This window comes from Janthinobacterium sp. PLB04 (genome assembly GCF_021165895.1).
In the GTDB taxonomy this organism is placed as follows: Bacteria; Pseudomonadota; Gammaproteobacteria; order Burkholderiales; family Burkholderiaceae_D; genus Janthinobacterium; species Janthinobacterium lividum.
This window is the reverse complement of record NZ_CP088968.1, coordinates 5,785,811-5,798,924: the sequence shown is the minus strand read 5'-3', so window position 1 is coordinate 5,798,924 and position 13,114 is coordinate 5,785,811. Positions and strand designations below refer to the sequence as shown.

Annotated in this window: 12 protein-coding genes; 4 read left to right on the top strand and 8 right to left on the bottom strand. The window is 63.8% G+C overall.

Annotated elements, in window-relative coordinates; translation table 11 throughout:
• Positions 1-352 precede the first annotated feature (352 nt).
• The 4 genes from LSO07_RS25630 (at position 353) to waaA (ending at position 4,456) form a co-directional block, all read left to right on the top strand.
• Positions 353-661 (top strand): H-NS histone family protein, encoded by a 309-nt coding sequence (locus LSO07_RS25630; protein WP_034780203.1) that lies wholly within the window; start codon positions 353-355, stop codon positions 659-661.
• A gap of 92 nt (positions 662-753) precedes the next feature.
• On the top strand, positions 754-2,136 hold the full coding sequence (locus LSO07_RS25625; protein ID WP_034780201.1) for a phosphomannomutase/phosphoglucomutase: 1,383 nt from the start codon (positions 754-756) through the stop codon (positions 2,134-2,136).
• A gap of 4 nt (positions 2,137-2,140) precedes the next feature.
• Positions 2,141-3,163 carry a lipopolysaccharide heptosyltransferase I gene (gene waaC / locus LSO07_RS25620; protein WP_151096990.1) on the top strand — a complete coding sequence of 341 codons (1,023 nt, stop codon included), beginning with the start codon at positions 2,141-2,143 and terminating at the stop codon, positions 3,161-3,163.
• A gap of 18 nt (positions 3,164-3,181) precedes the next feature.
• Positions 3,182-4,456, top strand: a complete 1,275-nt coding sequence (waaA, locus tag LSO07_RS25615) for a lipid IV(A) 3-deoxy-D-manno-octulosonic acid transferase (RefSeq protein ID WP_151096988.1) — start codon at positions 3,182-3,184, stop codon at positions 4,454-4,456.
• 123 nt (positions 4,457-4,579) lie between these two features.
• On the opposite strand, the gene LSO07_RS25610 is transcribed toward waaA, so the two are convergent.
• From LSO07_RS25610 to LSO07_RS25575, 8 genes are all read right to left on the bottom strand, one after another.
• Positions 4,580-5,503 carry a M48 family metallopeptidase gene (locus LSO07_RS25610; protein ID WP_070281534.1) on the bottom strand — a complete coding sequence of 308 codons (924 nt, stop codon included), beginning with the start codon at positions 5,501-5,503 and terminating at the stop codon, positions 4,580-4,582.
• Between the two features lie 44 nt (positions 5,504-5,547).
• Positions 5,548-6,288 carry a lysophospholipid acyltransferase family protein gene (locus LSO07_RS25605; RefSeq protein ID WP_034780186.1) on the bottom strand — a complete coding sequence of 247 codons (741 nt, stop codon included), beginning with the start codon at positions 6,286-6,288 and terminating at the stop codon, positions 5,548-5,550.
• 16 nt (positions 6,289-6,304) lie between these two features.
• Positions 6,305-6,892, bottom strand: coding sequence for a D-glycero-beta-D-manno-heptose 1,7-bisphosphate 7-phosphatase (gene gmhB / locus LSO07_RS25600; RefSeq protein WP_052139990.1), 588 nt, complete (start codon positions 6,890-6,892; stop codon positions 6,305-6,307).
• Positions 6,892-8,994, bottom strand: coding sequence for a glycine--tRNA ligase subunit beta (glyS, locus tag LSO07_RS25595; protein ID WP_151096986.1), 2,103 nt, complete (start codon positions 8,992-8,994; stop codon positions 6,892-6,894). Before glyS ends, gmhB begins: the two co-directional genes overlap by 1 nt.
• A gap of 39 nt (positions 8,995-9,033) precedes the next feature.
• Complete coding sequence (gene glyQ / locus LSO07_RS25590) at positions 9,034-9,951, bottom strand: glycine--tRNA ligase subunit alpha (RefSeq protein ID WP_151096984.1); 918 nt, start codon at positions 9,949-9,951, stop codon at positions 9,034-9,036.
• A gap of 147 nt (positions 9,952-10,098) precedes the next feature.
• Positions 10,099-11,616, bottom strand: a complete 1,518-nt coding sequence (gene lnt / locus LSO07_RS25585; protein ID WP_081345693.1) for an apolipoprotein N-acyltransferase — start codon at positions 11,614-11,616, stop codon at positions 10,099-10,101.
• A 79-nt stretch (positions 11,617-11,695) separates the two neighbouring features.
• Entirely contained in the window at positions 11,696-12,574 is an 879-nt protein-coding gene (locus LSO07_RS25580; RefSeq protein WP_034746750.1) for an HlyC/CorC family transporter, read from the bottom strand.
• A gap of 117 nt (positions 12,575-12,691) precedes the next feature.
• Positions 12,692-13,111, bottom strand: a complete 420-nt coding sequence (locus tag LSO07_RS25575; protein ID WP_151096982.1) for a DUF4259 domain-containing protein — start codon at positions 13,109-13,111, stop codon at positions 12,692-12,694.
• Positions 13,112-13,114 lie beyond the last annotated feature (3 nt).

Genomic DNA, 13,114 nt, shown 5'->3' with positions numbered 1-13,114 from the left:
GAAGGAAAAAGCGGATGCCGATTATGCCGCATGGGGATTTAATAGGGCTGCATTTCCCTCTGTCGTACATCGATAATAATCGGCCAGCGCGTTTATCGGCATGGATGGCATGCGCCATGCCAGCCTTGCAAGCGGCATGCGCAGCCATTCCGGAATGCCACGCATCCTTGTTTATTTATTTTTCACACGTGCTTTCGGCATATTCTTCATTGAATCTTAATGTTGAGCAGATAAATACGCTGATGGCCGCGATTCAATAGTTGATGGATTATGCAACGGTGCGCAGCTGTTTATACAATGTAGTATATTTCCCGTGATTTTATTATTTAAATTAATGTAAAGGATGTAGCGGATGGATCTGTCAACGATGACAATGCTGGAATTGCGCAAGCTGGAAGATAATGTGAAGCAGGAATTGAACGGCCGCGAGCGCGAAGACTTGAACAAGGCGCGCGAACAGATCATGGCCATCGCGCAGCAGGCGGGCATTCCGCTGAAACAGCTGATACTCGATGGTTTGCACCCGCGCACGGGCAAGGTCGCGGTGCGTTACCGCCACCCTGACAATGCGACCGAGCAATGGACAGGCCGTGGCCGCCAGCCGCTGTGGGTCAAGCAGTGGGTGGAATCGGGCAAGTCGATCGATCTGCTGCGCGTATAATTCGGTATACTCTTGGCGCAGTAGCAAGCTGTCAGCCGCTCGCTGCACCTTGCCAGGCACCCTACTATTCCCTTACTTATATCGCCCACACCATGCTTCCATTGTCCAGAACGATCTTCAAGGCCTACGATATCCGCGGCATCATCGCTAAAACCCTCGATGCCAGCGTGGCGCACAAGATCGGTCAGGCATTTGGCCAGGCCGCCCTGGCCAAGGGCGAGCAGCGGGTCGTGATTGGCCGCGATGGCCGCCTGTCGGGACCGGAATTGACGGCAGCGCTGGCGCAGGGCTTGCAAGCGGCAGGCATCGACGTGATCGACCTGGGCGTGGTGGCCACGCCGATGGTTTATTTCGGCACGAATGTGCTCGACACGCGCTCCGGCATCATGGTCACGGGCAGCCACAATCCGCCCGACTACAACGGCTTCAAGATGGTGCTGGCCGGTGAAGCCATTCACGGCGAAGCGATCCAGGCCCTGTACCACAGCATCGTCGCGCACGACGGCAGCGCCAGCAGCACGCCGGGCAGCTATGCCACGCACGATATCCGCGCCGCCTATTTGGAGCGCATCCTGGGCGACGTCAAGCTGGCGCGCCCGATCAAGATCGCCGTCGACTGCGGCAATGGCGTGGCCGGCGCATTCGCGGGCGACCTGTTCCGCGGCATGGGCTGCGAAGTCATCGAACTGTTCTGCGAAGTCGATGGCAATTTCCCGAACCACCACCCGGACCCGGCGCATCCGGAAAACCTGCAAGACCTGATCCGCTGCCTGGCCGAGACGGATGCGGAAATCGGCATCGCCTTCGACGGCGACGGCGACCGCCTGGGCGTGGTCACCAAGGATGGCCAGATCATCTACCCTGACCGCCAGATGATGCTGTTTGCCGCCGACGTGCTGACCCGCCACCCAGGCGCGCAGATTTTGTATGACGTGAAATGCACGCGCCACCTGGCGCCGTGGATCAGCAAGCATGGCGGCGTGCCGCTGATGTACAAGACGGGCCACTCGCTGGTGAAAGCCAAGCTGCGGGAAACGGGCGCGCCGCTGGGCGGCGAAATGAGCGGCCACATCTTCTTCAAGGACCGCTGGTACGGTTTCGACGACGGCCTGTATTCGGCTGCGCGCCTGCTGGAAATCCTCACGCGCGAAGCGGATCCGTCAAGCCTGCTCAATTCCCTGCCGCAGTCCGACAGCACGCCGGAACTGCACCTGGAACTGAAGGAGGGCGAGAACGTCGCGCTGATGGACATGCTGCGCCGCGACGCCGTCTTCCCCGGCAATGAACAGATCATCACCATCGACGGCTTGCGCGTGGAATACGCGGACGGCTTCGGCCTGGCCCGCTCGTCGAACACCACGCCGGTGATCGTCATGCGCTTCGAAGCGGAAACGCCGGAAGCCCTGGCGCGCATCCAGGGGCAGTTCAAGAGCGTGATCCTGGCGGCCAAGCCAGACGCTGTCCTGCCGTTCTGACAGCATGGCCGGTCAACCTGACGCACAGGCGCCCTTGAAAATCCTGCTGGTGCGGGTATCTTCGCTGGGCGACGTGCTGCATAACTTGCCGATGGTGGCGGACATCGCCCGCCATTTTCCGAACGCGACCATCGACTGGGTGGTCGAGGAGGGCTATACCAGCCTGGTGCGCCTGAACCCGCGCGTGGCTACCATCTTCCCGTTTGCGCTACGGCGCTGGCGCAAGAGCCTGGGCAAGAAAGAGACGCGCGCGGAAATCGCCGCCTTCTTCCGCAGCCTGCGGCAGACGCGCTACGATTATGTGTTCGATACCCAGGGCCTGCTCAAGACGGGCATCATCATGGGCGCCGCGCGCCTGGCGCCGGGCGGACAGAAAGTCGGCCTGGCCAATGGCAGCGAAGGTTCCGGCTATGAAGGCATCTCGCGCCTGTTTCACACGAAAAGCATTCCCCTCGACCCGCGCACGCATGCGGTAGCGCGCGGCCGCCTGGTGGCCGCCGCGGCACTCGGCTACATGGTCGACACGCCGGCCGATTTCGGCTTGCCGGAAGTATCAGGCAGCGAGCCGCGCCCGGACTGGATGGGCGAGGCGCCTTACTGCGTGTATTTCCACGGCACGGCGCGCGACGCCAAGAAATGGGCGCCGGAAAACTGGATCGCCCTGGGCCAGGCGCTCGCGCCCATGCCGATTCTGCTGCCCTGGGGTTCGCCCAAGGAAAAGGCGGAAGCCGAACAAGTGGCGGCCGGCCTGCCGAATGCGCGCGTGCTGCCTAAGCTGTCGATGGGCGATGCCACCCTGCTGGCGCGCCATGCGGCGCTGGTGATCGGCGTCGACACGGGCTTGACGCATATCGCCGCCGCCTTTGTGCGCCCGACCGTGGAAATCTATGCCGATTCCCCGTTGTGGAAAACGGAAGGCAACTGGTCGCCGAAAATCATCAACCTGGGCGACAAGGGTGCGCCGCCCGGCGTGCCGGAAGTGCTGGCCGCGGCGCAGCGCCTGCTGGCCGACTATCCTCCCGCCTGACTTCAACATCAAACAATCATGCGACTTCTTTATACCCTTGCCTGGTGGCTGGCCTTGCCACTGGTGCTGGCGCGGCTGTGGCTGCGCGGACGCCAGGAACCCGGCTACCGCCGGCACTGGGGCGAGCGCCTGGGCTTTTACGGGCGCCGGCCAGCCCCTGCCATGGACACCATCTGGCTGCACGCTGTTTCCGTCGGCGAGACGCGCGCGGCCGAGCCGCTGATCGATGCGCTGCTGGCCGCATGGCCCGCTTGCCGCATCGTCCTCACGCACATGACGCCGACGGGGCGCGCCACGGGCAAGTCCCTGTTCGCCAAACACGGCACGCGTCTCGTGCAAAGCTATCTGCCGTACGACACGGGCGCCATGCCGGCCCGCTTCATCCGCCATTTCGCGCCGCGCATCTGCATCCTGATGGAGACGGAAGTGTGGCCGAATCTGATCCACCAATGCAATCGCTACAAAGTGCCGGTGGTGCTGGCCAATGCGCGATTGTCGCAGCGCTCGCTGGGCAAGGCGCAGCGCCTGGGTAAGCTCATCACCGATGCGGCGCGCGGCATCACCCTGGTGGCGGCGCAGACGCAGGACGACGCCGATCGCGTGCGCCAGCTGGGCGTGCGTGACGTGGTCGTCACGGGCAGCATCAAGTTCGACGTCGTCGTGCCCGAGGCGGCGCTGGCGACGGGGGCGGCGCTGCGCGCAGCCATCGGCGCACGTCCCGTGCTGCTGTGCGCCAGCACGCGCGAAGGGGAAGAGCAGCTGATCCTCGAAGCACTGGCGCGCGCCAGCCTGCCACCTGACGCGCTGCTGCTGGTCGTGCCGCGCCATCCGCAGCGCTTCGACGAAGTGGAAAAACTGATCGCGGCGCAGGGCCTGGCCGTGCAGCGCAGGTCCGGCCTGGCGCATGGCGATTCCGTTGCGGCGGCCACGCAGGTGCTGCTGGGCGATTCGATGGGCGAGATGTTTGCGTACTATGCGGCTTGCGATTGCGCTTTCGTCGGCGGCAGCCTGCTGCCGCTGGGCGGGCAAAACCTGATCGAGCCGGCAGCCCTGGGCAAGCCCGTGCTGATCGGTCCCCACACCTTCAATTTTGCGCTGGTCACGGAGCAGGCGATTGCCGCCGGCGGCGCGGCACGCGTGGCGGACGCCGATGCGCTGATGGCGCAGGCGTCGGCCCTGCTGCAGGATCCCGCGCGCCTGGCGGCTATGGGAGAAAAAGCGCTGGCGTTTGCCAACCAGCACCGGGGCGCCACGCCGCGCACGATAGCGGCCATCAAGCCCCTGTTGCCGTGATGGATGCACGGCCAACAATGTTGTCGGATTACGGCCTGCGGCCTAATCCGACCTACTGCCGTGATCGAGGTAGGTCGGATTAGCGCTTGCGCGTAATCCGACAGGCGACGCCAACAATGTTGTTTACGCGAACAGGACTGGCAGCTCTTGCGAGCGCTTCCTCAGCGCCTGCTTGGCGCCGTCGTAATCGGGATAGATCGATTCCACGGTGGCCCAGAAGCGGGGGCTGTGGTTCATTTCCAGCAGGTGCGACAGTTCGTGCGCCACCACGTAGTCGATCAGCGGCAGGGCGAAGTGGATCAAACGCCAGTTCAGGCGGATCTTGCGCTCGATGGTGCAGCTGCCCCAGCGCGTGCCGGCCGACGATAGCGATAATGAGTCGTAGCGCACGCCCAGCTTGTCCGCATACAGGTCCAGCCGCGCCTCGAACAGCTGGCGCGCTTCATGCTGGAACCAGCCCTTCACTTTTTCCTTCAATTGCTGTTCGCTGCCCGTGGGCGTGACCCATACGTGCAGCTCATTCGTCTCGCGCTGGAAGCTGGCGCGGTGGCGCGGCGCCTGGTGCAGTCGCAGGGTGATTTCGCCGCCGAGGTAGGGCAGCACGGCGCCATCGACCCAGGCCACGGGCGGACGCTGCTGGCGCTGCACCTTGCGCTCGCCCCGCTCCAGCAGCTTCGAGACGATCCAGCCTTGCTTGGCGCGGATGGCGTTGTCGATTTCGGCCAGGGTGACGCGCTTGGGCGCCGTGACGCGCAAGCCGTTATCGTCGATCATGAAGCCGATGGAGCGGCGCGTGGAGCGGCGCAGGGCGAATTCGACGAGGTGGCTGCCCAACTGCAGCTGGCGCAGCGGCGGGCCATCGGCGGTGCGTGGCGGGGAAGGCAGGGGAGGCGGGGCAGGACGAATGATGGGGGGCGCGGGCGCCACTACCGGTGGCGCCACGGGCGGCGCTGGCGGTGCCGTGGGGCGCACCGCCGGGGGCGTGCTGGTCGAGACGTCATGCGCGAACAAATCCAGTTGCTGGTCGCCGACCTTGATGGTCTTCATCTGCTGGCGCAGTGTCGGCTCCTGGATGACCGCGCTGATGCCGTCTAGCCAGCGTTGTAGGCGTGAGGCGAAATGACGCGCATTTCTGATTCTATCCAATTTTCCACCTGTTGCATCATGCTGTCCGGGGTTTGCCCTTCCGGCGAAATCGGTTTGCCTATCGAGACGGTGATCAGTCCCGGGCGTTTGAGGAATGACTGCTTGGGCCAGCACTCGCCTGAGTTGTGTGCAATCGGCACCACCACGGCGCCCGTGGCGATGGCCAGACGCGTGCCGCCGCTCTTGTACTTGCCCGTCTGGCCCACGGGAATGCGCGTGCCTTCAGGGAACATGATAATCCATTGGCCATCGGCCAGACGGCGCTTGCCATGCGCGACGACGCTCTTGAACGCATGCTTGCCCTGCTTGCGGTCGATGGGGATCATGCGCAGCAGCGCCATGGCCCAGCCGAAGAACGGGATGTACAAAATCTCCTTCTTGAACACATACACGAGCGGGCGTGGCAGGCTGGGAAGTAAAAAGATGGTTTCCCATGCCGACTGGTGCTTCGACAGCACGATGGCCGGCGCGTCGGGGAAGTTCTCGGCGCCCTTGACTTCATAGCGGATGCCGCAAATGACCTTGGCACACCACAGGATAAACACGTTCCAGCGCGAGGTGACCCAATAGCGCTTGTTGTAGCTCAATGGCGCGGCAAAAAAGCACACGCAGGCCCAGACGATGGTGGCCACGATCATGATGATCATGAACAGCAGGGATCGCAGGAACAGGGAAATATTACGCAATGCGGTTCTCCGAAGATTAGATACTCAATGCCACGCTGGGCGCCGCTGCGGCGGGCGCCTTGAGCAGGTGGCTGACGACGGCGGCCAGGTCGGGGAAGACCTGGGTACCAGGCGGCAGGCCACCCGTTTCGTTGGTCTTTTCGCCCTTGCCCGTCAATACCAGGTAGGGCACGCAGCCGCTGATGAAACCGGCCTGCAGGTCGCGCAGCGAATCGCCGACGGTGGGCACGCCTTTCAGGCTGGTGTTGTAGCGCTGCGAGATTTCATGGAACATGCCGGGCTTGGGCTTGCGGCAGTCGCAATTGTCCGCGCCCGCGTGCGGGCAAAAGAAGATGGCGTCGATATCGGCGCCTACCTGCTGCGCCAGGGTGTGCATCTTCTGGTGGATCGCGTTCAGCACCGTCATGTCGAAATATTCGCGCGCGATGCCCGACTGGTTCGAGGCGATGACGACGCGATAGCCAGCCTGGTTCAGGCGGGCGATCGCTTCGAGCGAACCGGGGATCGGCAGCCATTCGGCCGGCGACTTGATGAAGTCCGGCGAGTCATGATTAATGACGCCGTCGCGGTCGAGAATAATCAGTTTCAGCGCCGGAGTACCCATTATGCCGCCAGCTTGGAAATGTCGGCCACGCGGTTCATCATGCCGTGCAAGGACGACAGCAAGGCCAGGCGGTTGTTGCGCAGGGCGACATCCTCGGCCATCACCATCACGTCATTGAAGAAGCCATCGACATCGTCGCGCAGCTGCGCCAGGGTTTGCAGGGTGCTGGTGAAATCGCCCTTGGCAAAGGCCGCGTCGACTTCCGGCTGCACGCGCGAAACGGCGGCGGCCAGTTTTTTCTCCGCTTCGTCCTGCAGCAGCGCCACGTTCACGCCACCGGCGGCGACCTGGCTGACGGCTTCCTCGTTCTTTTTCAGGATGTTCGTGATGCGCTTGTTGGCGGCGGCCAGCGAGGCGCTTTCCGGCAGGGCGGCAAACGCCTGCACGGCTTCCAGGCGCTGCACGATGTCGTCCAGGCGGTCCGGGTTTTGCGCCACGACGGCTTCGATTTCATTCGGCGAGAAACCGCGCTCGCGCAGGATGCCGCGCAGGCGGTCCAGCATGAAGGTGGTGACATCCGCGACCGGATCCTTGAAGCCGGGCACCGTTGCGAACTGCGCGGCGGCATCGGCCAGCAAGCCCTGGATCGACAGTGGCAAGCGTTTCTCCAGCAGCATGCGCAGCACGCCCAGGGCGTGGCGGCGCAGCGCGAACGGATCCTTGTCGCCCGTCGGCGCCAGGCCGATGGCCCAGATGCCGACCAAAGTTTCGAGCTTGTCGGCCAGGGCCACGGCGGTGCCGGTGCCGGTGGTCGGCAGGCTGTCGCCGGCAAAGCGCGGCTGGTAGTGTTCGGAGGCGGCGAGCGCCACTTCTTCCGGTTCGCCGTCATGGCGCGCGTAATACGTGCCCATGATGCCTTGCAGTTCGGGGAATTCGCCCACCATATCGGTCAGCAGATCGGCCTTGGCCAGCAGGGCGCCGCGTTCGGCCAGTGCCACGTCATATTGCAGCTTGGCGGCGATGGCGCCGGCCAGCGACTTGACGCGCTCTGTGCGGGCCGCTTGCGTGCCCAGCTTGTTGTGGTAGACCACGTTAGCCAGCAGCGGCAGACGCGATGCCAGGGTCTTCTTCTTGTCTTGCTCGAAGAAGAACTTGGCGTCGGACAGGCGCGGGCGCACGACGCGCTCGTTGCCGCCGATGATGTGCTCAGGCGTGTCCGTCTCGATGTTCGAGACGATCAAAAAGCGCGAGCGCAGCTTGCCTTCGCTGTCCGTCAGGGCGAAGTATTTCTGGTTCGTCTGCATGGTGAGGATCAGGCATTCCTGCGGCACGGCCAGGAATTCTTCCTCGAAATGGCATTCATACACGACCGGCCATTCGACCAGGGCGGTGACTTCATCGAGCAGCGCTTCGGGCATCAGCACCTGGTCGGCGCCTGCCTTGTCCAGCAACTGGGCGCGGATGCGCTCCTTGCGTTCCTCGTTGCTGGCGATGACGCTGGCGTTGAGGATCAGCGAAGGCGCATAGTTTTCCGCGTGCGCGATGGTGATCGGTTCGCCATCGGTGAGGAAGCGGTGGCCCAGGGTGGTGCGGCCGGCCGTCAAGCCCAGCAGGGTCAGGGGCAGGATATTAATGCCGTGCAGGGCGATCAGGCTGTGGGCCGGGCGCACGAATTGCACGGTGGTGCCGTCCGGGCGCTGATAGCTCATCAGCTTTGGAATCGGCAGCTTGGCGCAAGATTCCGTCAATGCCGCCTGCGCGCCGGTGGCGAGCTGGCTGCCTGGCGCCGTGTAGGTGTAGAAGAAGCTTTCGGCCTTGCCGTCGACGGCGCGTTCCAGCTCGGCCACCGTCAGCTCGGGGAAGCCCAGTGCGGCCAGTTTCTTGGCCAGCGGCGGCGTGCCGTTGCCGTTCGCGTCCAGCGCCACGGAGACGGGCAAGACTTTTTCGCGGATCGATTTGTCGGGCGAGACTTCGCGCACGTTGGTGATGGAGACGGCCAGGCGGCGCGGCGAGGCGTAGCTGGTGGCGACGCTGTCGGCTTCCAGGAAGTCGCGCGCTTTCAGGCCGTTGACGATGCCGGCCGTGAAGGCGGCGCCCAGTTTGGCCAGCGCTTTCGGCGGCAGTTCTTCGGTCAGCAGTTCGATGAGCAGTGTTTGGTTCATGGTGTTCTTGTCTGGTACGGCGGTGTATGAGCTAGGCGATCAAGCGGCGGCGGATTGGTCTGCGGCGGGCAGCATCGGGAAACCGAGGCGCTCGCGCGAGTCGTAATACGCTTGCGCCACCAGGCGCGACAGGGTGCGCACGCGGCCGATGTAGGCGGCGCGTTCCGTCACCGAGATGGCGCCGCGCGCGTCGAGCATATTGAAGCTGTGCGAGGCCTTCATGATCTTTTCGTAGGCGGGCAGGGTCAGTTGCAGCTCGATCAAACGCTTCGCTTCCGCTTCGTAGTTGCCGAACTGTTCGAACAGCAGGTCCGTATTCGCGTGCTCGAAGTTGTAGGTCGATTGTTCCACTTCGTTCTGGTGGAAGACGTCGCCATAGGTCAGTTTTTTCGTGACTCCGTTTTCTTCCCACTCGGTCCACACCAGGTCATACACGTTTTCCACGCCTTGCAGATACATGGCCAGGCGTTCGATGCCGTAGGTGATTTCGCCCAGCACGGGCTTGCAATCGAGGCCGCCCACTTGCTGGAAGTAGGTAAATTGGGTCACTTCCATGCCGTTCAGCCAGACTTCCCAGCCCAGGCCCCAGGCGCCCAGGGTCGGGCTTTCCCAGTCGTCTTCGACGAAGCGCACGTCATTCTGCTTCAAGTCCAGGCCCAGCGCGGCCAGCGAACCCAGATACAGGTCGAGGATGTTTTCCGGCGCGGGCTTGAGCACCACCTGGTACTGGTAGTAGTGCTGCATGCGGTTCGGGTTTTCGCCATAGCGGCCATCTTTCGGGCGGCGCGACGGCTGCACATACGCGGCGCGCCAGGGTTCCGGGCCGATCGCGCGCAGGAAGGTGCCGGTGTGGAAGGTGCCGGCGCCGACTTCCATGTCGTAAGGCTGGAGCAGGGCGCAACCTTGCTTGTCCCAATAGGTTTGCAAGGTCAGGATAATTTGTTGAAATGTGAGCATCGTATGAGTTCGCCGCGCGGGAGACTGCGCGCTGTTAAGGTTTGCTTGAAGCCCGGGCGCATGCTTGGAAGCGCGTCCGGGCCGGAGTTTTGCTAATTTTAGCGGTTTTTACGGGCCCACTGTGACTCTTCGGGCAATATCGGCCGCTTATTGCTGCCCGGCGCGGCCACGGCGGGCGGCGCGCGACAGCAGGAAGGCTGCCAGCAGGGCCAGCGCGGCCAGGGCCAGCACCAGTTTGTTGCCGTACAGAATGTATGGCGTCATGCCGCCCATGCCTTGTACCTTGGCCGCCAGCGTGGCTTGCTGTTCCGGCGGCAGCAGGCTTTGCACCACGCCCTTGCCGTCGATGACGGCGGTGGCGCCCGTATTCGTCGAGCGCAGCATCGGGCGGCCCGTTTCCAGGCTGCGCATCTGCGAAATCTGCAAATGCTGCGGGATGGCGATCGAATCGCCAAACCAGGCCAGGTTCGAGATATTCAGCAGCACGGATGCCGACTGCTTGCCATGGCGGTGGGCGCTGGCCAGCTGGCCGGCGATTTCCTCGCCAAACAAGTCTTCGTAGCAGATATTCGGCAGCACCAGCTGGTCGCGCACCTGCAGCGGCGCCTGCACTTCCGCGCCGCGGCCCATGTCGCCCAGCGGGATGGCCATCATGGCGACAAACCAGTGCAGGCCGGGCGGCACGAATTCGCCGAACGGCACCAGATGGTGCTTGCGGTACTGGTAATACGGTCCCGGCGCGCCGTTGGGCGTGATTCCCAGGGCCGCATTGTAGAAGCGCTGCTGCTCGTCGAGCACGGGCATGCCGACCAAAATCGTGCTGCCCGTCTGCTGCGAATAAGCCGCCAGGCTATCCAGATAGCCGGGCGGCAGCTGGTGCGGCAGCACGGTGACGGCCGTTTCCGGCGTGGCGATCAGGTCGGCCGGCGCGCTGGTGATGGCGCTCTGATACATTTGCAGGGCGCCCAGCACGAAGCCGGGGTCGAATTTCTGCTGCTGCGGCACATTGCCCTGCAACAGGCGCACCGTGATCGGGCGTCCGACCGGGTGCGTCCACGCCACGTACTGCAAGCCGATGCCTGCCGCGTACAGCGCGATGACGCCGCCCAGCGCAAACCAGCGCGTGCGGTGCGTCAGCAATAGCAGGGCGCCGGCCGATAGCGCCGCCAGCCAGCCCAGGCCATACGCGCCGACGATGGGGGCAAAGCCGGCCAGCGGGCTGGCATTGTGGGCGTAACCGGTGGCCAGCCACGGGAAACCCGTAAACAGCCAGCCGCGCGTCCATTCGAACAGCGTCCAGGTGGCGGGCAGCACCAGCAAGGTCATGGCGGGCAGGGACAGCACCCAGCGCTGGCGCAGCCAGGCGGCCGCGCCCATGGCCAGGGCCACGTAAATGGCCATCAGGAGGGCCAGCAGGGCCACGGCGATGACCGCGATCGGCGCGGCCATGTCGCCATAGCGGTGCATGGAGATATACAGCCAGTGCGTGCCGGCCGCACACCAGCCAAAACCGTAGGCCCAGCCGATCAGCGCGCCGGCCTTGACGTTCGCCGCGCGCAGCACCTGGTAGAACAGCACGCCCAGGCTGAGGATCTGCAGGGGCCAGTAGCCGAAAGGGGCGAACGCCAGCACCGCGACGGCGCCGGCAACGGCGGCAGTCAGCATGCGCGCCCCTATGCTGCGGGGCGGTTTGGCGGGGGCGTTGGGGTCAGCGCGTCTGAAACGCATTTACAGCACGCGCATGTCAGAGTTCCAGTTCCGGCACGTTGGGCAGGCGCTCGACCAGCAGCACGTGCACCTGGCGCGCATCGGCGCGCAGCACCTCGAAGCGCAAATTGCCCAGGTCGAAAATATCGCCCTTGTGCGCCATGCGGCCCAGGTACTTCGACACGAGGCCGCCGATGGTGTCGACGTCGTCGTCGACCAGGTGGCTGCCCACTTCTTCGTTGAACTGCTCGATCTCGGTCAGCGCCTTGACGCGCCAGCGGGGGCCGAACTGGCCTTCCTTGAGCGACAGGATATTGTCCTCGGCTTCGTCGAAGTCGTATTCATCCTCGATATCGCCGACGATCTGTTCCAGCACGTCTTCGATGGTGATCAGGCCGGCGACGCCGCTGTATTCATCGACGACGATGGCCATGTGATTGTGGTTGGCGCGGAAATCGCGCAGCAGCACATTCAGGCGTTTCGATTCGGGGATGAAGATGGCGGGGCGCAGCATGTCGCGGACGTCGAAAGTTTCTTCTGCGTAATAACGCAGCAAGTCTTTCGCCAGCAGGATGCCGATGACCTTGTCGCGCTCGCCTTCGATCGCGGGGAAGCGCGAGTGGGCGGTGGACAGGACTTCCGGCATCCATTCCTCGATCGGCTTGCTGATGTCGATGACATCCATTTGCGAACGGGGAATCATGATGTCGCGCGCGCAGAGATCCGATACCTGAAACACGCCTTCGATCATCGACAGGGCGTCGGCGTCGATCAGCTTGCGTTCATGCGCATCGTGTAGAACTTCGAGCAATTCTGCACGGTTCTCTGGCTCGGGGGAAATGAGTGCGGTCAGGCGTTCAAACAGTGACCGGTGGGGCTTGACGTCAGTTCTGACGCCACTAGGGTGCTCGGGCATAGGAGGCGTGAGCCGTTGTTGCGAAGGGATATAGGATACACCAAAAGTGGGGGAATACCGGATTTCCCCGCTTTTGATGCAAATTTAATATGTTGAAGTGCGCCGTTGCCCGACGTTTCAGGCGTCCGCGCCCAGCACGCGCGCGCGCAGGGCCGCCACGTCGGCCTGCCAGTCGGCGAAATGCTCGCTGTCCTGCCACAGCTGGCGCAGTTCCGACGCTTCCCCGCCGATCTTGTCGAAGACCAGGCGTGCTTTTTGCAGCAGCGGCGGCGTGACCTTCTTCTTGCAGGCGGCCACCCATTCGTCCACTTCCGCGGTGGCCGGGTCGCCCTCGCCCGGCTTGCCCAGCAGGCGCGCGATCACTTCCAGCGCGGCCAGCGCTTCGGCGGCGAACGGCGCCTCCAGTTGCGCTTCCTGGCTGTCGATGACGTTGTCGAGCGTCGTCTCGACCAGTTCCAGGGTTTTATATTCGTGCAAGTCCTGCGCCCAATCCATGGCGTAGTCGTTGCCGAAGGCATCCAGTGCCCAGGTTCCCATGCT